Annotated in this window: 22 protein-coding genes; 12 read left to right on the plus strand and 10 right to left on the minus strand. The window is 65.1% G+C overall.

The window, feature by feature from the left end; genetic code table 11:
* Positions 1–80 precede the first annotated feature (80 nt).
* Together PMN64_RS28585 and PMN64_RS28590 are read right to left on the minus strand one after the other, a co-directional pair.
* On the minus strand, positions 81–641 hold the full coding sequence (locus PMN64_RS28585) for a TIGR00645 family protein (protein ID WP_028340854.1): 561 nt from the start codon (positions 639–641) through the stop codon (positions 81–83).
* Between the two features lie 25 nt (positions 642–666).
* Positions 667–1,701, minus strand: coding sequence for an aspartate-semialdehyde dehydrogenase (locus PMN64_RS28590; protein ID WP_028340855.1), 1,035 nt, complete (start codon positions 1,699–1,701; stop codon positions 667–669).
* Positions 1,702–1,817: 116 nt separating this feature from the next.
* Here PMN64_RS28590 and PMN64_RS28595 point away from each other — a divergent pair, with 116 nt between their 5' ends.
* A complete protein-coding gene (locus PMN64_RS28595) occupies positions 1,818–2,612 on the plus strand; it encodes a hypothetical protein (protein WP_411783072.1) in 795 nt (264 codons plus the stop codon).
* Between the two features lie 177 nt (positions 2,613–2,789).
* Positions 2,790–3,194, plus strand: coding sequence for a hypothetical protein (locus PMN64_RS28600; protein WP_028337879.1), 405 nt, complete (start codon positions 2,790–2,792; stop codon positions 3,192–3,194).
* 160 nt (positions 3,195–3,354) lie between these two features.
* Here the strand turns inward: PMN64_RS28600 and leuB are convergent, their stop codons facing one another.
* Positions 3,355–4,467, minus strand: coding sequence for a 3-isopropylmalate dehydrogenase (gene leuB / locus PMN64_RS28605; RefSeq protein ID WP_411783073.1), 1,113 nt, complete (start codon positions 4,465–4,467; stop codon positions 3,355–3,357).
* A gap of 274 nt (positions 4,468–4,741) precedes the next feature.
* Here leuB and PMN64_RS28610 point away from each other — a divergent pair, with 274 nt between their 5' ends.
* Both PMN64_RS28610 and PMN64_RS28615 read left to right on the plus strand, forming a co-directional pair.
* Positions 4,742–5,605 (plus strand): EamA family transporter, encoded by an 864-nt coding sequence (locus tag PMN64_RS28610; protein ID WP_411783074.1) that lies wholly within the window; start codon positions 4,742–4,744, stop codon positions 5,603–5,605.
* An 89-nt stretch (positions 5,606–5,694) separates the two neighbouring features.
* The gene (locus tag PMN64_RS28615; RefSeq protein ID WP_411783075.1) at positions 5,695–6,873 is read left to right on the plus strand and encodes a YbfB/YjiJ family MFS transporter; all 1,179 of its coding nucleotides are present in this window, start codon (positions 5,695–5,697) and stop codon (positions 6,871–6,873) included.
* Between the two features lie 111 nt (positions 6,874–6,984).
* Here PMN64_RS28615 and PMN64_RS28620 read toward each other — a convergent pair whose 3' ends face one another.
* From PMN64_RS28620 to PMN64_RS28630, 3 genes are all read right to left on the minus strand, one after another.
* On the minus strand, positions 6,985–7,770 hold the full coding sequence (locus PMN64_RS28620) for a molybdopterin-binding protein (protein WP_411783076.1): 786 nt from the start codon (positions 7,768–7,770) through the stop codon (positions 6,985–6,987).
* Between the two features lie 11 nt (positions 7,771–7,781).
* Positions 7,782–8,414: a cytochrome b/b6 domain-containing protein gene (locus PMN64_RS28625; RefSeq protein ID WP_016840266.1), complete on the minus strand. Its 633-nt coding sequence runs from the start codon at positions 8,412–8,414 to the stop codon at positions 7,782–7,784.
* Between the two features lie 181 nt (positions 8,415–8,595).
* Positions 8,596–9,150, minus strand: coding sequence for a fasciclin domain-containing protein (locus PMN64_RS28630; protein WP_028340862.1), 555 nt, complete (start codon positions 9,148–9,150; stop codon positions 8,596–8,598).
* Between the two features lie 326 nt (positions 9,151–9,476).
* Here PMN64_RS28630 and PMN64_RS28635 point away from each other — a divergent pair, with 326 nt between their 5' ends.
* Entirely contained in the window at positions 9,477–10,877 is a 1,401-nt protein-coding gene (locus tag PMN64_RS28635; protein ID WP_411783077.1) for an MFS transporter, read from the plus strand.
* Between the two features lie 193 nt (positions 10,878–11,070).
* On the opposite strand, the gene PMN64_RS28640 is transcribed toward PMN64_RS28635, so the two are convergent.
* Positions 11,071–11,832 (minus strand): SDR family oxidoreductase, encoded by a 762-nt coding sequence (locus tag PMN64_RS28640; RefSeq protein WP_411783078.1) that lies wholly within the window; start codon positions 11,830–11,832, stop codon positions 11,071–11,073.
* A gap of 86 nt (positions 11,833–11,918) precedes the next feature.
* Here PMN64_RS28640 and PMN64_RS28645 point away from each other — a divergent pair, with 86 nt between their 5' ends.
* Entirely contained in the window at positions 11,919–13,448 is a 1,530-nt protein-coding gene (locus PMN64_RS28645) for a malonate--CoA ligase (RefSeq protein WP_411783079.1), read from the plus strand.
* A gap of 26 nt (positions 13,449–13,474) precedes the next feature.
* Positions 13,475–13,999, plus strand: a complete 525-nt coding sequence (locus PMN64_RS28650) for a DUF3658 domain-containing protein (RefSeq protein WP_035631603.1) — start codon at positions 13,475–13,477, stop codon at positions 13,997–13,999.
* Here the strand turns inward: PMN64_RS28650 and PMN64_RS28655 are convergent.
* Positions 13,977–14,837, minus strand: a complete 861-nt coding sequence (locus PMN64_RS28655) for a sulfite exporter TauE/SafE family protein (RefSeq protein WP_411783080.1) — start codon at positions 14,835–14,837, stop codon at positions 13,977–13,979. The two genes, PMN64_RS28650 and PMN64_RS28655, sit on opposite strands and share 23 nt — an antisense overlap.
* Positions 14,838–14,850: 13 nt before the next feature.
* Positions 14,851–15,099 (minus strand): hypothetical protein, encoded by a 249-nt coding sequence (locus PMN64_RS28660; RefSeq protein ID WP_411783081.1) that lies wholly within the window; start codon positions 15,097–15,099, stop codon positions 14,851–14,853.
* Positions 15,100–15,203: 104 nt separating this feature from the next.
* Here PMN64_RS28660 and PMN64_RS28665 point away from each other — a divergent pair, with 104 nt between their 5' ends.
* The 5 genes from PMN64_RS28665 to PMN64_RS28685 all read left to right on the plus strand — a co-directional run bounded on the left by PMN64_RS28665 (position 15,204) and on the right by PMN64_RS28685 (position 19,787).
* A complete protein-coding gene (locus tag PMN64_RS28665; RefSeq protein ID WP_411783082.1) occupies positions 15,204–16,124 on the plus strand; it encodes a LysR family transcriptional regulator in 921 nt (306 codons plus the stop codon).
* A 229-nt stretch (positions 16,125–16,353) separates the two neighbouring features.
* Positions 16,354–16,752 carry a succinate dehydrogenase, cytochrome b556 subunit gene (gene sdhC, locus PMN64_RS28670; protein ID WP_028340868.1) on the plus strand — a complete coding sequence of 133 codons (399 nt, stop codon included), beginning with the start codon at positions 16,354–16,356 and terminating at the stop codon, positions 16,750–16,752.
* 14 nt (positions 16,753–16,766) lie between these two features.
* Positions 16,767–17,141, plus strand: a complete 375-nt coding sequence (gene sdhD / locus PMN64_RS28675; protein WP_085964893.1) for a succinate dehydrogenase, hydrophobic membrane anchor protein — start codon at positions 16,767–16,769, stop codon at positions 17,139–17,141.
* A gap of 3 nt (positions 17,142–17,144) precedes the next feature.
* Positions 17,145–18,983 (plus strand): succinate dehydrogenase flavoprotein subunit, encoded by a 1,839-nt coding sequence (sdhA, locus tag PMN64_RS28680; RefSeq protein ID WP_038387244.1) that lies wholly within the window; start codon positions 17,145–17,147, stop codon positions 18,981–18,983.
* An 18-nt stretch (positions 18,984–19,001) separates the two neighbouring features.
* Positions 19,002–19,787 carry a succinate dehydrogenase iron-sulfur subunit gene (locus PMN64_RS28685; protein ID WP_028340870.1) on the plus strand — a complete coding sequence of 262 codons (786 nt, stop codon included), beginning with the start codon at positions 19,002–19,004 and terminating at the stop codon, positions 19,785–19,787.
* A 27-nt stretch (positions 19,788–19,814) separates the two neighbouring features.
* Here the strand turns inward: PMN64_RS28685 and PMN64_RS28690 are convergent, their stop codons facing one another.
* Entirely contained in the window at positions 19,815–22,565 is a 2,751-nt protein-coding gene (locus PMN64_RS28690; RefSeq protein ID WP_411783083.1) for a bifunctional acetate--CoA ligase family protein/GNAT family N-acetyltransferase, read from the minus strand.
* Between the last annotated feature and the right edge of the window lie 92 nt (positions 22,566–22,657).

Consider the following 22,657-nt stretch of genomic DNA (forward strand, 5'->3'; position numbering starts at 1 on the left):
CGACGCCTTCACCTCCGAGGAATGTGCCAACTACCTCAAAAATTCAGGCTATCGAACTTAATGCCATCACGCTTTAGCATCTACTCCCCGCCGTGATGGCCGCTGCCCCAGCGGTCGGAGATCGCGAGCATGAAGGCCGAGACCACGAACACCAGGTGCACGCCGACCAGCCAGGCGAGCTTGCTGGGATCGAAGATGGTATCGATGTTCATGAACGCCTTCAGCACCTGAATGGCCGAGATCGCGACGATCGACGCCAGCAGCTTTTGCTTCAGGCCGCCGAAATCGACCTTGGTCATCCAGTCCGGCCAATCCGGGTGCCCTTCCGGATCGATCTTCGAGACGAAGTTCTCGTAGCCGGAAAACACCACGATCAGGATCAGATTGCCGGTCAGCGAGATGTCGATCAGGGCGAGCACGCCGAGGATGATGTCGGATTCCTTGGCCTGCGGCACATGCAGGATGAAGTGCCACAGCTCCATGCAGAACTTGAGCAGCAATGCCGCGAGGCTGATGACGAGGCCGAAATAGAACGGCGCCATCAGCCAGCGGCTGTTGAAGAGCAGGCTTTCGAAGCTTCTTTCAACGCGCTTCAGCGTCGGATTGGGCCGGTAGGTCGCCGGTTCTTCCGCTTCCGCCATGGCACGCGCTTCCCGATTTCCGCTGCTAGGCCGCCTTCTGCTTCGCGGTGATCAGCTTGCGGTTGATCAGGACCTCGGCGATCTGCACGGCATTCAGCGCCGCGCCCTTGCGCAGATTGTCCGACACGCACCAGAACGACAGGCCGTTCTCCACCGTCGCATCCTCGCGGATGCGGCTGATATAGGTGGCGTCCTCGCCGGCGGCCTCATAGGGCGTGACGTAGCCGCCCGGCTCGTGCTTGTCGATCACGAGGCAGCCCGGCGCATTGCGCAGGATGTTGCGCGCCTCGTCCGCCGTGATCGGGTTGGCGAACTCGACGTTGACGGCCTCGGAGTGACTGACGAAGACCGGCACGCGCACGCAGGTCGCGGTCAACTTGATCTTGGGATCGAGGATCTTCTTGGTCTCCACCATCATCTTCCACTCTTCCTTGGTGAAGCCGTCTTCCATGAAGACGTCGATCTGCGGAATGATGTTGAAGGCGATGCGCTTCGGAAACTTCTTATTGACCAGCTCGTCATTGGTGTAGACGGCCTTGGTCTGCGAGAACAATTCGTCCATCGCGTCCTTGCCGGCGCCCGACACCGATTGATAGGTCGAAACCACGACGCGCGTGATCGTCGCCTTGTCGTGCAGCGGCTTCAGCGCGACCACGAGCTGCGCCGTCGAGCAGTTCGGGTTGGCGATGATGTTCTTCTTGGTGAAGCCGGCGGCCGCATCCGCGTTGACCTCCGGCACGATCAGCGGCACGTCAGGGTCCATCCGCCAGGCCGAGGAATTGTCGATCACGACCGCACCGGCGGCGCCGATCTTGGGCGACCACTCCTTGGAGACCGAGCCGCCGGCCGACATCAGGCAGATGTCGATGTCGGAGAAGTCATAATGCTCGAGCGCCTTCACTTTCAGCGTGCGGTCGCCATAGGAGACCTCGATGCCGACGCTGCGGCGCGAGGCCAGCACGACGACCTCGTCGGCGGGGAATTTGCGCTCGTCGAGAATGTTGAGCATTTCGCGCCCGACATTGCCGGTCGCTCCGACCACCGCGACTTTGTAACCCATCGTTCACTCTCCGACGAAAAATGCCCGTTCCCCCGCAAGCTGCGGAAAGGGAAGAGGCAGCGCTTCTATGCGAGAAACCCCATCAAGACAACGTTGCGTAGCTTTTGAGCGTTTTGATGCGTTTATTTCGGGCCGATCCGGCCGCGCCCCATCATACGAGAATTCCGTCAGCGCTGACGAGCTTCGTCGACGAGGTGTACGCCACGCTCTCCCGGCTGTTTGCCTATGTCGCCGTGCTCGCGCTGTTCGTCGTCCTCGGCAACTATCTATGGAAGCAGCTGCCGGACGCAACGGCGATGGCGGCCCCTGCCGCCGCGAGCTGGAGCCCGGCCGGTCGCACGGCGCCGGCGTTTGCCGTGAGCCGGCTCGATCTGCGAGACAAAACAGAGACTTATGATATCCTCCGGCACCCCGAAGGCGGCCGCAAGGACGTCTTCCGCTGGGCCGATGCCGACGGTGCACCGGTCGCCGAGCTGGAAATCTACCGCCCCGGCGGCGAGGCCATGGGGCCTGCGGTCACCGAGATTGCCGGGCGGCTCGACCCGAGCGGCGTCCGCGAGCTCGAGGCGGCCGGGATCATCCACAGCAAGTTCGGCAGCGTCACGTTGCTGCGCCCGGCGCGGCAGGACGGCGACCGCGCCTGCCTCGGCTTCCTCAAGCAGGCCGACGCGCCTGACCTCCGGATCTCCGGCTGGACCTGCCAGGGCACCAGCCTGCCGGCCCGGCGCGCCGCGATCGTCTGCATGCTGAACCGCCTGACCCTGCTGGCCGCGGGCAACGATCCGCGGCTCGCCGCCCTGTTCGCGCATGCCGAGCTCAAGCGCACCGACTGCGTTACCTCCGGCGCGCCGGCCCTGTCGGCCGACTGGGTCATGGGCAGCGAGAACCCGCGCCTGCGCGGCGCCTTTTGATGGCGAGACCGTGGCAAGGCACTGGTTTTCATGAAACTTTTGCGCTTGGACACGCATTATCTCAGCCGGTGTGGCGCAATTGACCTAGTGACGGCCTCCCTACCATGGCTACAATGTGTTCCAAGTGATTTTGGCGGACGCGCCAGCCCCCGATGGGGCCGTAATGACGAGGATGCGATGACCTTGAAATTCCCTGCCGCGAACAAGCTCGTGGTCTTGCTTGCCGCGGCTGCCGTCACCGCAACCGCGTTCGGCATGACCGCGGCCAGCGCGCAGAGCCCGGCCAAGCGCAAGCAGCAGGAGCAGTATGACCGCGACGGCCGCCGCTATTACGGCGCGCAGGGTCCGAACCGCGTCTATCAGCAGGGTCCGCGCACCCGCGTTTACGTCACCACGCGCTCGTGGCTCGACGCCGGCACCGAAGTGCTGCCGGGCGATCGCAAGTTTAACGACTACGCGTACCCGCCGGAGATCGGCTACCCCACGTTCGCACGCGAGAACAACAATCGCCCGATCGATCGCCAGCCGCTCAGCCCGCCGGCCGATCTCGGCGGCTATCCGCGGAATTTCCCGCTGTATTGAGACGTCTCACCCGGCGTCGTCCCGGCGAAGGCCGGGACCCATACGCCGCGGCCTCTCGATCTGAAATGATTGTTAGCCGATCTTCGTAACCATCGACATCGGTGGTTATGGGTCCCGGCCTTCGCCGGGACGACATCGTGTTTGTGTCAGCCGCGCGCCATCACGCGTGCAGCTTCTGCAATTCCTTCAGGATCGCCTCGCCCATCTGGCTCGTGCTGGCCGGCGTGGTGCCTTCCGACTTGATGTCGGCGGTGCGCAGGCCGTTGGCGAGCACGGCCGCGATCGCGGCATCGACCTTGTCGGCGAGCTCGCCCATGTCGAAGGAATAGCGCAGCGCCATGCCGAAGGACGAGATCATCGCGATCGGGTTGGCGAGGCCTCGGCCTGCGATATCGGGCGCCGAGCCGTGCACCGGCTCGAACAGCGAGCGCCGCTTCTTCGTCTTCGAGTCGACTTCGCCGAGCGAGGCCGACGGCAGCATGCCGAGCGAGCCGGTCAGCATCGCCGCGATGTCGGACAGCATGTCGCCGAACAGATTGTCTGTCACGATGACGTCGAACTGCTTCGGCGCCTTGACGAGGTTCATGCCGCCGGAATCGGCGAGCTGGTGCTCGAGCGTGACGTCCTTGTATTCGCGCGCATGGACCTGGGTCATGACCTCGTTCCAGAGCACGCCCGACTTCATGACGTTGCGCTTCTCCATCGACGTCACCTTGTTGCGGCGCTTGCGCGCCAGGTCGAAGGCGACGCGGCCGATGCGCTCGATCTCGTAGGTGTCGTAGACCTGGGTGTCGACCGCGCGCTTCTGGCCGTTGCCGAGATCGGTGATGGTCTTCGGTTCGCCGAAATAGACGCCACCGGTGAGCTCGCGCACGATCATGATGTCGAGACCCTCGACCACGTCGCGCTTCAGGCTCGAGGCCTCGGCGAGCGCCGGGTAGCACACCGCCGGACGCAGATTGGCGAACAGGCCGAGATCCTTGCGCAGCCGCAGCAGGCCGGCCTCGGGGCGGACCTCATAGGGCACGTTGTCCCATTTCGGGCCGCCGACCGCGCCGAAGATCACGGCGTCCGCCGCCGTCGCCTTGGCCATGTCGCCCTCGGAGATCGATACCTTGTGGGCGTCATAGGCGGAGCCACCGACCAGGCCCTGCTCGGTCTCGAACTTCGCGATGCCCTGCGCATTCAGCCAGTCGATCACGCGTTGCACCTCGGCCATCACTTCGGGGCCGATGCCGTCGCCGGGGAGAAGCAGCAGTTTATGGGTCGCCATGATGTTACCTCGAGCTAATCGTTGTTGTCGTTGCCGGGCAAGAGCGCGAAGCGCGTCCTCGCACAGATGACCCGGCAATCCATCCCGCTTCGAAAGGCCTCTCTGAAGATGGATGGATGCCCGGGTCGAGCCCGGGCATGACGAGCGGGGAAATCCGGCCGGAGTGCTAAAACGCCGGAGCCGGATTGGCAAGGCACCCCGGATCGGCCCAGAATGGCCCCAACGAGCAACCCGCGCCCCAAGAAGCTAACAAGAAGCCAACAAGACGGACCTCATGACCGCAGCCATCGTCTACGCCTTCGCCTCGGCGATTTTCCTCGGCGCCGGGGTGGTGCTGGCGCAGCTTGGCCTGCGCACCGTCGAGCCGCTGTCGGGCGCCGCGATCAGCGTGCCCTCTTTCACCCTGTTGTTCCTGCTGCTGTCGCCGCTGATCCTGCATGGCGAGCCGGTGGTCTGGCGCGCCCTGCCGATCTTCATGGCGATCGGGCTGTTCTTCCCGGCCTCGCTGACGCTCCTGACCTTTGCGTCGAACCGGGCGCTGGGACCGGTCATCACCTCGACGCTGGGCAATCTGGCGCCGCTGTTTGCGGTCACCGCCGCCGTAATCCTGCTGGACGAGCCCTTGCTGCCGCAGCAGCTCATCGGCCTCGTCGTCGCGGTCGCGGGCGCCGCCATCATCACCGTGACGAGGCCGCGCGACCTCGGCCATTGGCGCAGCTGGGCCCTGCTGCTGCCGCTTGTGAGCGCGCTGGTGCGCGGCATCGTGCCGCCGATCGCCAAGCTCGGCCTTGCGATCTGGCCGAGCCCGCTATGGGCCTGCCTGGTCGGCTATGTCATGTCCTCGCTGGTGGTGCTGATTGTGCAACGGGTCCGCAAGGGCAGCTTCATGGTGCAGGCGCCGCGCGAGGGCCGATTCTGGTTCGCGCTGACCGGGATCAGCAACGGGCTCAGCGCGCTCAGCCTGTTCGCTGCGGTCCGCAACGGCCCGATCACGCTGGTGGCGCCGCTCGCCGCGATCTATCCGCTGGTCACCGTGGTGATGAGCGCGATGATGCTCAAGCATGTCGAGATCACCGCGCGGATCGTCGGCGGCACCCTGCTGACCGTGATCGGCGTCGCGCTGGTCCTGATCGCCTGATTGCCTGATACGCAAGACAGTGTTGCGGGCATCGGCGCTGGGCAGCGCCGCCGCGGCCTGTCACAATGCGGGCATTGCCGGAGTGAATTGTGAGAGCCCCCGCCCCGTCCTATCCGCATCCCGCGCGGCTGATCCTGATTCTGTCGCTCGCACCGACGGTCGGTCTCGGCATCGGCCGGTTTGCCTATTCGCTGGTGCTGCCCGACATGCGCGACTCGCTGGCCTGGTCGTATTCGGCCGCCGGCTTCATGAACACGATCAATGCCGCCGGCTATCTGGCCGGCGCGCTGCTCGCCTCGCGCCTGATTGAACGCTTCGGGCTTGCCGCATCGGTGCGCTGGTCGACGCTGGCCTGCGCGCTGTCGCTGGCGCTTTGCGCCCTCTCGGGCAATTTCGTGGTGCTGAGCTTTGCCCGCCTGCTGGTCGGCTTCGCCGCCGCGATCGGCTTCGTCGGCGGCGGCGCGCTCGCGGCGACCATCGCGCAATCGCGACCGGAACGCGCGAACTTCCTGCTCAGCCTGTTCTATGCCGGGCCGGGCGTCGGCATCCTCGCGTCGGGATTGATCGCGCCCTTCGTGCTGCAAGGCTTCGGCGCCGGCTCGTGGTGGATCGTGTGGTGGGCGATGACGCTGCTTTCCGCGATCATGACCGTGCCGCTGATGCTGGCGCCGCTTCACGCCAACGCCGCCGCCGGCGGCATCGTGCGGACCCAATTCGCTGTGATGCCGGTCCTGATCTACCTCGCCGCCTATTTCCTGTTCGGTGCCGGCTACATCGCCTACATGACCTTCATGATCGCCTATGTCCGCGACGGCGGCGGCGGCGCGGCTGCACAGAGCGCGTTCTGGAGCCTGATCGGCGTCAGCGCATTCGTCACGCCCTGGGTCTGGGGGCGGGTGCTGGCGCTCGACCGCGGCGGGCTCGCCACCACCATCATCCTCGGTGTCAACGCGCTCGGCGCCAGCCTGCCGATCTTCGGGCATTCGCCGCTGCTGCTTGCGATCTCGGCGCTGGTGTTCGGCGTCGCCTTCTTCGCCGTGGTCGGCTCGACCACCGCCTTCGTGCGTTTCAACTACCCGCCGCAATCCTGGCCGACCGCGATCGCGGCGATGACTATCGCCTTCGGCATCGGCCAGACGCTCGGACCGATCGTGGTCGGCGCCATCACCGACGCGGTCGGCAGCCTGTCGTTCGCGTTGAACGTCTCGGCCGCGATGCTCGCGCTCGGCGCGCTGCTGTCGGCGTTTCAGAGGAAGATGACTCCCTGAGTCATTCCGGGGCGATGCAATAGCATCGAACCCGGAATCTCGAGATTCCCCGATGCGCAATTGCGCATCTGAGGTCTGGTCCTTCGGACCATCCCGGAATGACGCTTCGCGTCAACTCCCGCTGAACGAATTGTAGCCTTGGTCTTCCCAGTAGCCGCCCTTGTAGTCGTTGGTGACTTCCATCGAGAGCACGTATTTCGGGTTCTTGAAGCCGAGCTTGGTCGGCACCCGGATCTTCATCGGAAAGCCGTAGGCGCGCGGCAGGATCTCGTCGGCGAATTTGAACGTCATCTGGGTCTGCGGGTGCAGCGCCGAGCGCATGTCGAGCGGCGAGTTGTAGCCGTCCTTGTCGGCGCACTGGAACCAGACATATTTCGCACGGGTGTCGGCGCCGACCAGCTTGAGGAAATCGCGCAAGGGCGTGCCGGTCCAGCTGCCGATCGCGCTCCAGCCCTCGACGCAGATGTGCCGTGTCACCTGCTTGACCTGCGGCAGCTTGTACAATTCGTCGAGCGTCCACGATTTCTTGTTGTCGACCAGCCCGCGCACCTCGAGCTTCCAGTCGGCGCCTGCGATCTCAGGCGCGTCGTCGAGATCGTAATAGGCGTTGAACGGGAACGGCTTGGTGATCATGCTCTCGGGAAAGGTCGGCGCCAGCGCATCCGGATTGAACATCCAGGCCTGCACCGCGTCGTTGAACTTCGAGACCTGCTTCAGCATTTCCTCGGCCGACGACGAATCGACCACGTCGCAGCCGGTGAGCAGCGTCAGCGCGCCGAGGCTGGTGCCCGCCGTGATGAAGCGGCGGCGCGTCAGCTCCGGCATCGTCTTCACCGCATCGCGCACGAGCAGCTTCTTGTCGACACCGGGGATCAGGAGCTTGCGGAGACGACCCATGACTACCTCCCTCAGCGTCCGATGATCATGGCGCGCAGGCTCTTCGGCACCAGCAGCGCGAGCGCGACATGGATCACCAGGAAGGCGACGATCAGCGCCATGCAGGTGAAGTGGACATAGCGGGCGAAATCGTAGCCGCCGAACAGCGACACCAGCCAATGCAACTGCACCGGCTTCCACATCGACAGGCCGGATAGCACGATGACGACGCCGACGATGATGATGCCGGCATAGAGCAATTTCTGCACCGAATTGTATTTGCTGAGATCGTCATGCGACAGCTTGAAGGTCAGCGCCGCCTTGGTGTCGGCAATCACGCCGCCGGGGGTGATCGGCAGCAGCTTCTTGCGGAAGCGGCCGGTGGCAAAACCCAGCGCCAGATAGACCAGGCCGTTGACCATCAACAGCCACATCGCGGCGAAGTGCCAGAGCAGCGCACCCCCGAGCCAGCCGCCGAGCGTGATGCTCCGCGAGAAGGTGAAGCCAAACAGCGGCGAGGCGTTGTAGATCTGCCAGCCGGACATGATCATCAGGATCATCGCGAAGGCGTTGATCCAGTGCACCATGCGCACCCAGACCGGCTGGATCGCCTTCGCGGGCGCCGCGGTCTCTGCCTGGTGGTCGCTGACGGCAAGGCTCGTCATGGGATATCTCTGCTCGTGGTCGTTACCGGGTTATACGCCCGGAACCGGCGTTCCGTTACGGGGTCGCGCACCATCAGTTTGATATACGCCACTTGATATAGTCACAAAAATGCGAGCCGGGGCGAGGCGCCGGCTCGCTATGTCGCGGGTCCTTTGAGGGACTAAATCAGGCCGCCAGGTGTTACGTCGCCGGCATCAGCACGGTGTCGACCACATGGATGACGCCGTTCGACTGGTTGACGTTGGAGATCGTCACCATCGAGCTGCCGCCCTTGGCATCGACGATCCAGACCTTGCCGTCCTGCTTCTTCACGGTCAGTTCCTCGCCCTCGGCGGTCTTCAGCTTCTTGCCGTCGGTGAGATCGGAGGCCTCGAGCTTGCCCGGCACCACATGGTAGGTGAGGATCTTGGTCAGCGTCGCCTTGTTCTCGGGCTTGACCAGGCTGTCGACGGTTCCGGCCGGCAGCTTGCCGAACGCGGCATTGGTCGGCGCGAACACCGTGAACGGGCCCTTGCCTTCCAGCGTGCTGACCAGGCCCGCGGCCTTCACCGCGGCGACGAGCGTGGTGTGATCCTTCGAATTGACGGCGTTCTGCACGATGTTCTTCGACGGGAACATCGCGGCGCCACCGACCATCACGGTCTTTTCCTCGGCGCGGACCGGCGCCACGACAGTGGCCGTGATCGCGAGCGCGCTGAAGGCGGCGGCGGTGAGATAGGCAATACGCTTCGACATGGTTTCGTCTCCCGATGAGTAGGCCGACCGGCGAGGCTTCGCCGGCGTTGAAGGGGCAACAACGGCGCGTGCTGGTTGATGAATGCGTCGTCGTTGGCCGAGCTACGGCAGGTTTTCCGGACGGTTTCCGGAAATAATTCTTTGTGATTGTTGAAACCGGCCGGCGCGCGCTGCGTACACGCGACGCCGCGCGCAACCCGCCAGGCATTCCATTCAGCGGAATGGACGCGTGCGCTGCCGCGAGCAATTTGCTTGCCGCCACTAGCTGATTGGTTCAGCTTGAGGTTGCGGCACGGCTTCGCAGAAAGCGGCCGCGGGGAGGCATCATGAGCAGCATCACGGCTGACGGCCACGCCGCACCTGCGGTGAACGATGCAAGCATCGACATCGGTCCGCTCGAGCAGAAGCACCTGCAATACGCCAACTACCGCGCGGTAGCGGACACAACCGAGATCACGAAAACGCATTGGCACATCGCGACCGCCAACGCGCTCGGCTGGGGTTTTGACGGCATGGACGGCGTGATCTTCGCGCTGATCTCGCCGATGGTGATCAAGGAATTTTCGCTGAGCCTGCCGGAGTACCGCTCCGGCATGCAGATCGCGCTGTTCATCGGCATCGCGGGGCTTTACTTCTGGCCATGGCTCGCCGACCGCTACGGTCGCCGCACGCTGCTCGCCGTCAATATCGCGCTGTTCTCGCTCCTGATGCCGGTCGCGGCGATGTCGCCGACCTTCGCGGTGTTCGTGATCGCGCGCTCGCTATTGTTCTTCGCGCTGAACGGCGAATGGTCGCTCGGCTCGATGCTGGTGGCGGAGACGTGGCCGGCCCGGCTCCGCGGCCGAGTCATCAGCATCACCCGCTCGGCCTGGTGCCTCGGCGCCACGCTCGCCGGTGCGATCACCGGGCTCGTGGCCGCCAATTTTGGCTGGCGCATCGCCGTGATGGTGCCCGGCGTGATCGCGCTGCTTGCGATCTATATCCGCTCCACCTGCCCGGAATCGCCCTATTGGGTGCGCGCGCAGGACCGCAAACGACGCATCTCCGAGACGCTGGCGCGCGGCGGCACGGTCAGCGCCGAGGACAGCGCCTGGTTCGGCAAGGCCAAGTCGGTCGGCATCCGCCAGGTGTTCATGCCCGACGTGCTGCCCGCCACGCTTGTCGCGCTGTTCGTCGCCTGCGCCTCGACCTGCATCTACGGCACGGTCGGCGCCTGGATGCCGCTGTACCTGTCGACCGAGAAGCACTGGTCGACCGCCGAGTACAGCCTGTTCTACGTGTTCTACGGGCTCTGCGGCTTCCTTGGCTTGTGTCTGGTCGGCTGGCTGATCGACAAGATCGGCCGCCGCCGCACCTTCATCATCACCCTGATCGAGGGCGCGATCTTCATGACGCTCTGGGTCTATTCCGAGGACCGCGTGCTGCTGTGGGCGTTCGGGCTGGCCTGGTGTCTCGGCTTCCTCGGCTTCTGGGGGCCGAGCACGACGCTGACCGCGGAGATCTTCCCGACCCGGATCCGCGGCGCCGCCAACGGCGTGGTCTGGGCGATCGCCTATTTCGTCGGCTTCGTGCTGTTCCCGTTCGTCTCGATCGCGCTCCAGCAGCATACCGGCTCGTTCGCGCTGTCGTTCCTGTGCATCCCCGTACTGATGATCGCGATGGCGATCGGCGTGTTCCTGTTCGTGCCGGAGCATACCGGGAAGGAATTGAACGAGATCATCGAGTGAGTCGCGCGGGACTCCGTCGTTTGCAGCCCGGATGAAGCGCAGCGGAGCTCCAACCTCCCCTTGAAAAGGGGAGGTCGCTTTGCTCGCAGAGCAAAGCGGGTGGGGATCAGCGCTCTCCGCATACAGCATCGCCTGCGGCTGACCCCCATCCCGACCTTCCCCCTTTCAGGGGGAAGGAGAAGACGGACCTCGTCTAATCCCGGTTCGCCGGCGTCTGGATGAAACCGCGGTTGTGGGTCGGGCTGATCAGGATCTCGTTCATGCAGACCCGCGCCGGCATGCTGGCGACGAAGGCGATGGTGCGGCCGCAATCCTCCGGCTGCAGCATCTTGGCCTGCTCGGCTTCGCTCGGCACCACCGGCCGCTGCTTCAGGATCGGGGTGGCGACCTCGCCCGGCGACAAGCAGCAGGCGCGCAGGCCGTTGACGCATTCGTCCATGTTGAAGGAATGGGTCAGCGCCAGCACCGCGTGCTTGGTCGTGGTGTAGGCCGGGCCCGGCATCTTCGAGACGTGGCGGCCGGCCCAGGAGGCGACGTTGATGATGCAGCCGTCCTTCTGCTTGCGCATCGTCGGCAGCACCGCGCGCATGCAGTAGAGCACGCCGTTGAGGTTGATCTCGACGAGCTTGTCCCAGCCTTCCAGTTCCATGTCGGCCCAGCTGCGCTTCGGCACGTTGATGCCGGCGCTGTTGACCAAAAGGTCGATGCGGCCGTGCTTGGCGACGATCGCCTCGGCGGCCTTGTTGACATCGGCCTTGTTGCTGACATCGAGCGGGATCGCCTCGGCATTGCCGCCCTTTTTGCTGATGTTGGCCACCACGCGGTCGAGCTCTTCCCTGCGGCGGCCGGAGACCACCACCGTCCAGCCGTCCGCAGCCAGGAATTCCGCCCCGGATTCGCCGATTCCGGTGCCGCCGCCGGTGACCCAGGCCACGCGTTTCCCATTATTTGTCATGCAAACTGTCTCCGTTGCTTTCTGAAGGGCGTTTTTGCTAATCCAGCCGAAATCTTCCGGCCCTTCGCCCCTCGGGGAATCTTTGCATGAACACGACCACCAACGCCAATCTGTTTTCCCGCCTGTTCGACGGCCTCGACGACCCCGGCCGGCTCGCGATCGAGCAGCTCGACGGCAGCCGCATCTCCTATGGCGATCTGATCGCGCGCGCAGGCCAGATGGCGAACGTGCTGGTTGAGCGCGGCGTCAAGCCGGGTGACCGCGTCGCGGCGCAGACCGAGAAGTCGGTTTCAGCCCTGGTGCTGTATCTCGCCACCGTGCGCGCCGGCGGCGTCTACCTGCCGCTGAACACCGCCTATACGCTGAACGAGCTCGAATACTTCATCACCGATGCCGAGCCGGCGCTGGTGGTCTGCGATCCTTCCAAGCAGGACGGCATCAAGGCGATCGCAGCCAAGGTGGGCGCCAAGGTCGAGACGCTCGGTGCCAGCGGCAAGGGTTCGCTGACCGAGGCCGCCGACAAGGCGGCGACGGAATTCGCCACGGTGCCGCGCGGTAATAACGATCTCGCCGCGATCCTCTACACGTCGGGCACCACCGGCCGCTCCAAGGGCGCGATGCTGTCGCACGACAATCTGGCCTCGAACTCGTACTCGCTGGTCGACTACTGGCGCTTCACCGACAAGGACGTGCTGATCCACGCGCTGCCGATCTATCACACCCACGGCCTGTTCGTGGCCAGCAACGTGACGCTATTCGCGCGCGCCTCGATGGTCTTCCTGCCGAAGTTCGATCCGGACGTGATCATCAAGCTGATGGCGCGCGCCACCGTGATGATGGGCGTGCCGACCTTCTATACCCGCCTGCTGCAGAATCCCGGCCTGAACAAGGACGCCACCAGGCACATGCGGCTGTTCATCTCGGGCTCGGCGCCGCTGCTCGCCGACACCCATCGCGAATGGTCTGATCGTACCGGACATGCCGTGCTCGAGCGCTACGGCATGACCGAGACCAACATGAACACGAGCAACCCCTATGACGGCGATCGCGTGCCCGGCGCGGTCGGCTTCGCGCTGCCTGGCGTCTCGGTGCGGGTCACCGATCCCGAGAGCGGCAAGGAGCTTGCGCGCGAGACCATCGGCATGATCGAGGTGAAGGGCCCGAACGTGTTCCAGGGCTACTGGCGGATGCCGGAGAAGACCAAGGCCGAATTCCGTGGCGACGGCTTCTTCATCACCGGCGACCTCGGCAAGATCGACGACAAGGGCTATGTCCACATCCTCGGGCGCGGCAAGGATCTCGTGATCTCGGGCGGTTTCAACGTGTACCCGAAGGAGATCGAGAGCGAGATCGACGCCATGCCCGGCGTGATCGAGTCAGCCGTGATCGGCGTGCCGCATGCCGATTTCGGCGAAGGCGTCACTGCCGTCCTGGTCTGCAACAAGGACGCCGATATCAGCGAGGCCGCGGTGCTGAAGGCGCTCGACGGGCGGCTGGCGAAGTTCAAGATGCCGAAGCGCGTCTTCGTCGTCGACGAATTGCCGCGCAACGCAATGGGCAAGGTGCAGAAGAATATTTTGCGCGATAAGTATAAGGATATCTACGCGAAGGGATGAAGCCGCAAGAACGTCGTGAGGGGTAGATGGAGCGGGAGCAGGCTATCCAGATTAACGATCAACTCGTCATCGCGCACGAGGCGATGAAGAAGGCTCGAATCGCGATTGCGGAGCTCGGAAAGCAGGAGCGGCTTGAATTGGATGGCCCGCTTTATGACCTCCTGCTCGAGCTGGAATGGCAGGTGATGCTACCGCTCTACGAACAGTTTCGCGACCTGATGAAGCTGGAGTTGCACGAAGAACTCCCTGCTCCGAGCTCCGAACTGAAGTGGAGTGACGTGCGTCTCCCCCGTGGCGCTACGGAAGCTGCGCTCGACGACGTCATCATGTCGGCCCTGACATCGCGATGGCAAAAGGTCGCGAGGATTATAGGGATCGCGATGGCAGACTGCGAGAAACTGAAATTGCCAATAGCTCCTGAAATGATCGGAGCACGCTTGCGATTCCTGTCCCACGCCGATCGGATCGAGGGTGTCGGAGACCTCCGACGGTGGGGTCACAGCGAAGTACGGCTGAAGGACGAGCCGATCAGTGCCCTCCGGCGAGGCTGATCACGAACCGCCCGCCGACAATGAAGAGATAGGCCCCGAACGCCACCTCCAGCGCCCGCTTCGACAGTGCGTGCGCGACCTTCACCCCGAGCGGCGCGGTGACGAGCGTGGTCGGCATCACCAAGAGCGCGCCGATCAGCGAGACGTAACCGAGCGCGAACGGCAATTGCAGCGCGGTGACGTCGGGGAAGCGCGCGGCGGCGGGCCAGCCGGCATAGACGTAACCCAGCGCGCCGGGGATCGAGATCAGCACCGCGAGCGCCGACGAGGTCGCGACCGCCTGGTGGATCGGCCGGCCGTAGAAGGTCATTAAGAGGTTGGCAAACAGGCCGCCGCCGATGCCCATCAGTGTCGAGAGCAGGCCGACGAAGAAGCCATAGACGCGCATCAAAAAGCCCTTCGGCACGTCGTCGCCGAACTTCCAGGTCTCGCGCGCCAGCAGCAATCGTGCGGCTGCCGACCACGCCACCAGCACGAACACGATCTTGAACAGCCGCTCCGGCGCGAAGCGCGCGGTGACGCTGCCGGCGGCGACGCCGATCACGATCGGCAGCCACCAGCGCTTCAGGATCTCCATATCGACCGCGCCGCGGCGATAATGGGCGCGGAACGAGCTCAGCGAGGTCGGGATGATGATCGCGAGCGAGGTGCCGATGCACAGCGGCATCCGCACTTCGAGCGGCACGCCGGCGAGGCGAAAGCATTCGTAGAACACCGGCACCAGGATCGCGCCGCCGCCGATGCCGAACAGACCGGCGAGAAAGCCGGACAGTGCCCCGACCGCGATCAGCAGCAGCGCAAGCTCGAGCAGTTCCTTGGGATCGAGGCCGGCCATCATGTCCTTCGCATCGTCAGGAGGCGCCCGCCTCGGTGCGGTCGGCCAACCACAGCGCGACCAACGCTGCCACGGGAGCAGCGACCGCAATCAAGGCAAAGCGGAGTGGGATCGAGGACGTCGCGCCCTGCATCGGCAACGTCAGCACGTCGATTAACAGTCCGACGCAGGAGAAAACAAGCAGGAGGATCGGATCGTCGGCACCGCCGCGGCCGGCACGTCTGCGCCGCTCGAGCGAATTCGGATGGATGGACGTCGAGGCCATGTCGAACTCCTCAAATCGTGGAGCCGTCAGGCTAGACCCTTCTGAAAGACGGGGGTATTGCTGCAAATGAGCAGGCTCTCTTGCGAAATGCGGAAGGATCGTGCTTGGACCAGCTTGCGGCGATGGCGGCCTTTGTCCGCGCGGTCGAGACCGGCAGCCTGTCGGCGGCGGCGCGCGCGCTGCCGAGCTCGCTGACCTCGGTGAGCCGGCAGATCAGCGCGCTGGAGGAGCATTTCGGCACCCGCCTGCTGCTGCGCACCACCCGCCAGCTCGCGCTGACCGACGACGGGCGCATTCTCTACGAGCGCGCGAAATCGATCCTCGGCGAGGTCAGGGAGATCGAGGCGGCGCTGGCGCGCGACCCGCATCAGCCATCGGGGCGGATCCGCGTCAGCTCGCCGAGTCTGATCGGGCGGCTCGTGATCGCGCCCTTGCTGGTCGAGTTTCTGCGCCGCTATCCGGCGCTGTCCGTCGACTTGCTGTTGATCGACCGCGCGGTGGACATGGTCGAGGAGGATATCCATCTGGCGATACGCATCGGCCGCTTGCGCGACTCGCAGCTCGTGGCGCGCAAGCTCACCGATCTGCAGATGATCGTATGCGCAGCGCCCGACTATCTGGCCCGGCGCGGCGCGCCGCAGACACCGGATGATCTTGCCGGGCATGACTGCCTAGTGTTTTCCGATTCGCCCGGCAGCGCGGAGTGGCGCTTTGCCGACGGCAGCAAGACGGGTCGCAAAATCCGCATATCCGGTCGGCTCTGGATGAATAGCCTCGACGCGCTGGTCAGTGCAGCGCGGGAGGGCGCCGGCATCGTCCGCGTGCCGTCCTGGCAAGTGCAGTCCGAGCTCGCCGACGGTCGCCTGGCGCGCCTGCTGATCGACCACGAGCCGGCACCGACGCCGCTGCATCTGATGCTTCAGCCGTCACGTCTCGCATCGCCTAAGATCAGGGCATTTGTCGATTATCTGGTGGAACAGTGGGGCAAAATCGATGCCTTGCGGACCCCGTTTGCGGGCGGTTGAGCGCGCCCATTGATCCGCGAGTACCTAGATTCACTACTTGGTGCGCTCGACCTTGCATCTGGTATACCACACTGCGGATCAACCAGAATTCGGCAAGTCTAACAATGAACTTCGGTTCGACCGAAGGCTATTTGGCCGTTGCGCGGGGTGATCCTAGTCCGTAAATAGAAATCCTCTACCGCGTTCCCCGATGGGCCGGCCGCGGTCCCTCACAACATAAAGCCCGCCGATGACCGCCAGGATCGAACGACCGCTTTCACCCCATTTGCAGACCTATCGGTGGACGCTGACGATGGCGCTGTCCATCGTCCACCGCGCCACGGGTTTGGCCCTCTATTTCGGCACGCTGCTGCTGGCCTGGTGGCTGATCGCCGCCGCCTCCGGCCCCTCGGCTTACGCCAACGTCCAGGCCTTCACCGGCAGCGCGATCGGCAAGCTGATCGTGTTCGGCTACACATGGGCGCTGATGCACCATCTGTGCAGCGGCATCCGGCATTTCGTCTGGGATCTCGGCTACGGCTTCAAGGCCAATGAGCGCGAAGCGCTGACCTGGGGCGCGCTGGTCGCCGGCATCGCGCTGACCGTGCTGATCTGGATCATCGCTTACGCCGTGGGAGGTGGACGATGAGCGGCCCCTCTTCGATGCGCACGCCGCTGGAGCGCGTCCGCGGCCTCGGCTCCGCGCACACCGGTACGGGCGATTTCTGGCGCCAGCGCCTCACCGCGGTTGCGATGACGCTGCTGATCGTTCCCGTGATCGTCGTGGTGATCACGCTGATCGGCCGCAACCATGCCGGCGCGGCGCAGATCCTCGGCTCGATCCCGATCGCCATCATCCTGCTGCTCTTCATCATCGCCAGCACCTGGCACATGAAGATCGGCATGCAGGTCGTGATCGAAGACTACATCCACAACGAGAAGCTGAAGATCGCCAGCGTGATGGCGAACAACTTCTTCTGCGTCGCGGTCGCATTGGCCTCGATCTACGCAATCCTCAAATTGTCGTCGGGAGTTTGATCCATGGCCGGTGAAGGAAACGGCAAGGCCACCAACGGTGGCCCGGCCACGAACGGCAAGGCCTACCCGATCCAGGACCATACCTACGACGTCGTCGTGGTCGGCGCCGGCGGCGCCGGCCTGCGCGCCGTGGTCGGCTGCTCGGAAGCCGGGCTGCGCACCGCATGCATCACCAAGGTGTTCCCGACCCGCTCGCATACGGTGGCGGCGCAGGGCGGCATTTCGGCCTCGCTCGGCAACATGCATCAGGACGACTGGCGCTGGCACATGTACGACACCGTGAAGGGGTCGGACTGGCTCGGCGACCAGGACGCGATCGAATACATGGTGCGCAACGCGCCCGACGCGGTCTACGAGCTCGAGCATTGGGGCGTTCCGTTCTCGCGCACCGAGGACGGCAAGATCTATCAGCGCCCGTTCGGCGGCATGACCATCGACTTCGGCAAGAGCCAGGCGCAGCGCACCTGCGCCGCCGCCGACCGCACCGGTCACGCCATGCTGCACACGATGTATGGCCAGTCCCTGCGCCACTCGGCCGAGTTCTTCATCGAGTTCTTCGCCATCGACCTGATTATGGACGATCAGGGCGTCTGCCGCGGCGTGATCGCACTCAAGCTCGACGACGGCACGCTGCACCGCTTCCGCGCCCAGACCACGATCCTGGCGACCGGCGGCTATGGCCGCGCCTATGCCTCCTGCACCTCGGCGCACACCTGCACCGGCGACGGCGGCGGCATGGTGCTGCGCGCCGGCCTGCCGCTGCAGGACATGGAATTCGTTCAGTTCCACCCGACCGGCATCTACGGCTCGGGCTGTCTCGTCACCGAAGGCGCCCGCGGCGAAGGCGGCTATCTCGTCAACTCCGAGGGCGAGCGCTTCATGGAGCGCTATGCGCCGTCGGCCAAGGACCTCGCCTCGCGCGACGTCGTCTCGCGCGCGATGACGATCGAGATCCGCGAAGGTCGCGGCGTCGGCAAGAAGAAGGACCACATCTTCCTGCACCTCGATCACCTCGATCCGAAGGTGCTGCATGAGCGGCTGCCGGGCATCTCCGAATCGGCGAAGATCTTCGCCAATGTCGACGTCACCCGCGAGCCGATCCCGATCGTGCCGACCGTGCACTACAACATGGGCGGCATCGCCACGAACTATCACGCCGAGGTGCTGACCAAGCGCAATGGCGACGACAATTCGGTGGTGCCGGGCCTGATGGCGATCGGCGAAGCGGCCTGCGTCTCGGTGCATGGCGCCAACCGCCTCGGCTCCAACTCGCTGATCGATCTCGTGGTGTTCGGCCGCGCCGCGGCGCTGCGCCTTGCCGACAAGCTGACCGCGAACGCCAAGCAGCCGGAGCTGCCGAAGGATTCGTCCGACCTCGCGCTCGGCCGGCTCGACCACTTCCGCCACGCGTCCGGCGGCACGCCGACCGCGAAGCTGCGCGACAGCATGCAGCATGTGATGCAGAACAATTGCGCGGTGTTCCGCACCGGCGACGTGCTGCAGGAAGGCCAGAACCTGATCCACAAGGTCTATGGCGGCGTCGGCGACATCTCGGTGTCGGACCGCTCGCTGGTGTGGAATTCCGACCTGATCGAGACGCTGGAATTCGACAATCTGATCGTGCAGGCGGTCGTGACGATGGATTCGGCGGCCAACCGCACCGAAAGCCGCGGCGCGCATGCGCGCGAGGATTTCCCGGACCGCGACGACAAGAACTGGATGAAGCACACGCTGACCTGGATCGATCCGGCCGGCAAGACCGCGATCGAGTACCGTCCGGTGCACAGCTACACGATGACCAATGACGTGCAGTACATCCCGCCGAAGGCGCGGGTCTACTGAGAACGAAGGCGAGCAAGCATGGTTGAATTCGCACTTCCGAAGAATTCGAAGATTTCCGGCGGCAAGACCTGGCCGAAGCCGGCCGGTGCCGCCGAGACGCGCGAATTCCGGGTGTATCGCTGGAACCCGGACGACGGCAAGAATCCGAGCGTCGACACCTATTATGTCGACACCCATGATTGCGGTCCGATGGTGCTGGACGGCCTGATCTGGATCAAGAACCACATCGACCCGACGCTGACCTTCCGCCGCTCCTGCCGCGAAGGCGTCTGCGGCTCCTGCGCGATGAACATCGACGGCCAGAACACGCTGGCCTGCACCAAGTCGATGCACGACGTCGGCGCGGGCGGCGCGGTGAAGGTCAATCCGCTGCCGCACCAGCCGGTGGTGAAGGACCTGGTCCCCGACCTGACCAATTTCTACGCCCAGTATGCCTCGATCGAGCCGTGGCTGAAGACCACGACGCCGACACCGCAGAAGGAGTGGAGGCAGAGCCACGAGGACCGCGAGAAGCTCGACGGCCTCTACGAGTGCATCCTCTGCGCCTGCTGCTCGACCTCCTGCCCGAGCTACTGGTGGAACAGCGAGCGCTTCCTCGGCCCCGCCGCGCTGCTGCAGGCAAACCGCTGGGTCACCGACTCCCGCGACGAAGCGACCGGCGAGCGGCTCGACAATCTCGAGGATCCGTTCCGCCTCTATCGCTGCCACACCATCATGAACTGCGCCAAGGCGTGCCCGAAGGGCCTCAATCCCTCCGAAGCGATCGCCGAGCTCAAGTTCAAGCTGGTCGAACGCCAGATCTGATCCGACACGGCCGCGGCTGGCGCGTCGTCAGCGGCCAGCCGCAGCAGGCCGGATCAGGATATCGGCGCCGACCGCATCGACGCCGGATCGATCGAGGTCGAGCACGACATCGACGATGCTGTGATCGTCCGGGTCCATCGTGACGGTGAAGCCGAGATCGCGGCACATCCCAATCATCGTGGTGTTCTCGGTCAGCACCTGGCCGGACAGGCGCTTCAAGCCCTCCGACCGCGCATAGTGGATCAGGAGCTGCATCAGCGCCCAGCCGAGTCCTTTGCCCTTGAGATCGGACTGCAGCAGGATCGCGTATTCGGCATTCTCATACAGCGAATCCGAGTGCAGCCGGACCGCACCCATCATCTCGCCGGTATTCGGATCGAGCGCCACAAAGGCCATCGCGCGCGCATAGTCGAGCTGGGTCAGGCGCGCGATGAAGGCGTGCGAGAATTCCTTCATCGCATGGAAGAAGCGCAGCCTGAGGTCTTCGGCGGTGACGCGCTTGAAGAACTCGCTGACCATCGGCTCATCCTCCGGCCGCATCGGACGCACCGTGACACGCGAGCCGTCGCGCAGCGCGAGCTCGCCCTCCCATTGCGACGGATAGGGCCGCACCGCGAGCCGGGTGTGGCCGGCGAACAGCCGAGTGGGTTTTCGGATCGCGACCCGCGCATCGAGCGCGAGCACGCCGTTCTCGTCCGCCAGCATCGGGTTGATGTCGAGCTCGGCGACCTCGGGAATGTCCGCCGCCATCTGCGCCAGCTTGACGAGGGTGAGCGGCACCACATCGGCCGGGACCGCCGGCACATCGCCATAGCCGCCGAGCAGCCGCGAGACGCGGGTGCGCCCGATCAGTTCGCGGGCGAGATTCATGTCGAGCGGCGGCAGCGCCAGCGCCTTGTCGTTGATCACCTCGACCGCGGGGCCGCCGCGCCCGAACACGATCACCGGACCGAAGGTCGGATCTTCGGCGATGCCGAGGATCAGTTCGCGCGCCGCGCGCCGCACGATCATCGGCTGGATCGTCACGCCTTGCAGGATGGCATCGGGCCGGGTACTTCGTGCCCGCGCCATGACCGTCCGTGCAGCTTCAACGACGCTGTCTTTCGTGCGCAGGTCGAGGATCACGCCGCCGACGTCGGAGGCGTGCCGGATGTCGCGCGAGAAGACCCTGACCACGATCGCATGTCCCTCGGCGAGGAACGGCGCCGCCTTCGCGGCGGCGTCCTCGGCGGTCTCGGCGACGCGCGTCGTCACGATCGGAATATGATAGGCCGCGAACAGGGCGACGATCTCGGCCGGATCGAGCCAGGCGCGCCCTTCCGACAGCGCCTTCACGACGACGTGCCGCGCCGCCGCCGTCTCCGGCGTGAACACCGATGCGACGCCAGGCGGGGTTGCGGCGAGCGCGGTCGAGGCCTCGCGATAGCGCACCAAATACATAAAGGCGCGCACCGCATCGTCCTCGGTCGGGAAATGCGGAATCCGCGCCGCCTCGAAGATCGCGCCGGTGCGTTCGTCGGCGCCGACCCAGGCCGCGAGCACCAATGCCGCTACCGCACTCCGCTTCGTCCTGCGGTCGCGCACGCATTGCGCCACCGCCTCGGCAATCCCCTGGGCCGGCGCCACCGCGGTTTCCACATTCGCGACCAGTACCGCGTCGCTATTGGCATCATCAAGCAACGCGTTGAGCGCCACCACGTAGCGGTCGGCATCGGCATCGCCCGCGATGTCGACCGGATTGGCATAGGACCAGCCCGGCGGCAGCACCTTGTCGAGCCGTTCGATGGTCTCCGCCGTCAATGTCGCGGGAACGCCGCCGAGCTCAGCCAGCCGGTCGGTCGCGAGGATGCCGAGCCCGCCGCCATTGGTCAGGATCGCCAGCCGGTTGCCGCGCGGGATGAAGCCGCGGCCGAGCAGCTCGGCGCAATCGAACAGCTGGCGCAGGTCGTAGACGCGCAGCATGCCGGCGCGGCGGAATGCGGCGTCGTAGACCGCATCGGAGCCGGCCAGCGCGCCGGTGTGGGTCGCGGCGGCCTTCGCGCCCTGCGCCATCCGTCCCGACTTGACGATGACGACCGGCTTCAACCGCGCCGCAGCGCGCGCCGCCGACATGAACTTGCGCGCGTCCTTGACGGCTTCGAGGTAGATCAGGATCGCGCTGGTGTGGTCGTCGAGCGCGAAATAATCCAGGAGGTCGGCGACGTCGACGTCGAGCTGGTCGCCGATCGACGCGATGCCGGAGAAGCCGAGCCGCCGCTCCGCCGCCCACTCGATCATCGCCGACGCGACCGCGCCGGACTGCGAGATCAGGGCGACATGGCCATCCGACGGCTGATGCGAGGCGAAGCTCGCATTGAGCTTCACACGCGGCACCATGACGCCGAGGCAATTCGGCCCGATCAGGCGCATACCATGCCGTCGCGCCGTCTGCCCCGCGGTCTCCGCGAGCGAGCCCGCGCCATGGCCAAGACCGGCCGACAGGATCGCCGCACCGGCAACGCCGGCCGAAGCCGCCTCCGCGACGATCTCCGGAACCGCCGCCGCCGGTGCGCTGATAACGACGAGATCCGGAACGAACGACAGTGATTTCAGGTCGGGAACGGTCGGCGCACCATCGACGTCGGCATAGTTCCGATTGACGACGCCGACGCGGCCGGTGAAGCCGCTCGCTTTGATGTTCCTGAGCACCGCCGCGCCGAGCGACGACTGACGCGGGCTGCCGCCGACGATTGCGATGCTTCGAGGCGAAAATAGCCGCTCCAGGCCGTACGTCGACATTGCATGGTCTCGCAGGGAACACGCGGAGGCGCCCGCTTCATGCGCCCTCGACCAACTCTACTGCTTCGCTTGGCTGCCTGCACCTATCGCAG

Source organism: Bradyrhizobium sp. UFLA01-814 (assembly GCF_046718885.1).
Lineage (GTDB): Bacteria > Pseudomonadota > Alphaproteobacteria > Rhizobiales > Xanthobacteraceae > Bradyrhizobium > Bradyrhizobium elkanii.

Coding starts and splice junctions, on each gene's coding strand:
- PMN64_RS28585 (WP_028340854.1), bottom strand. CDS start 641: ATGGCGGAAGCGGAAGAACCGGCGACCTACCGGCCCAATCCGACGCTG.
- PMN64_RS28590 (WP_028340855.1), bottom strand. CDS start 1,701: ATGGGTTACAAAGTCGCGGTGGTCGGAGCGACCGGCAATGTCGGGCGC.
- PMN64_RS28595 (WP_411783072.1), top strand. CDS start 1,818: ATGCGTTTATTTCGGGCCGATCCGGCCGCGCCCCATCATACGAGAATT.
- PMN64_RS28600 (WP_028337879.1), top strand. CDS start 2,790: ATGACCTTGAAATTCCCTGCCGCGAACAAGCTCGTGGTCTTGCTTGCC.
- leuB (WP_411783073.1), bottom strand. CDS start 4,467: ATGGCGACCCATAAACTGCTGCTTCTCCCCGGCGACGGCATCGGCCCC.
- PMN64_RS28610 (WP_411783074.1), top strand. CDS start 4,742: ATGACCGCAGCCATCGTCTACGCCTTCGCCTCGGCGATTTTCCTCGGC.
- PMN64_RS28620 (WP_411783076.1), bottom strand. CDS start 7,770: ATGGGTCGTCTCCGCAAGCTCCTGATCCCCGGTGTCGACAAGAAGCTG.
- PMN64_RS28625 (WP_016840266.1), bottom strand. CDS start 8,414: ATGACGAGCCTTGCCGTCAGCGACCACCAGGCAGAGACCGCGGCGCCC.
- PMN64_RS28630 (WP_028340862.1), bottom strand. CDS start 9,150: ATGTCGAAGCGTATTGCCTATCTCACCGCCGCCGCCTTCAGCGCGCTC.
- PMN64_RS28635 (WP_411783077.1), top strand. CDS start 9,477: ATGAGCAGCATCACGGCTGACGGCCACGCCGCACCTGCGGTGAACGAT.
- PMN64_RS28640 (WP_411783078.1), bottom strand. CDS start 11,832: ATGACAAATAATGGGAAACGCGTGGCCTGGGTCACCGGCGGCGGCACC.
- PMN64_RS28645 (WP_411783079.1), top strand. CDS start 11,919: ATGAACACGACCACCAACGCCAATCTGTTTTCCCGCCTGTTCGACGGC.
- PMN64_RS28650 (WP_035631603.1), top strand. CDS start 13,475: ATGGAGCGGGAGCAGGCTATCCAGATTAACGATCAACTCGTCATCGCG.
- PMN64_RS28655 (WP_411783080.1), bottom strand. CDS start 14,837: ATGATGGCCGGCCTCGATCCCAAGGAACTGCTCGAGCTTGCGCTGCTG.
- PMN64_RS28660 (WP_411783081.1), bottom strand. CDS start 15,099: ATGGCCTCGACGTCCATCCATCCGAATTCGCTCGAGCGGCGCAGACGT.
- sdhC (WP_028340868.1), top strand. CDS start 16,354: ATGACCGCCAGGATCGAACGACCGCTTTCACCCCATTTGCAGACCTAT.
- sdhD (WP_085964893.1), top strand. CDS start 16,767: ATGCGCACGCCGCTGGAGCGCGTCCGCGGCCTCGGCTCCGCGCACACC.
- sdhA (WP_038387244.1), top strand. CDS start 17,145: ATGGCCGGTGAAGGAAACGGCAAGGCCACCAACGGTGGCCCGGCCACG.
- PMN64_RS28685 (WP_028340870.1), top strand. CDS start 19,002: ATGGTTGAATTCGCACTTCCGAAGAATTCGAAGATTTCCGGCGGCAAG.
- PMN64_RS28690 (WP_411783083.1), bottom strand. CDS start 22,565: ATGTCGACGTACGGCCTGGAGCGGCTATTTTCGCCTCGAAGCATCGCA.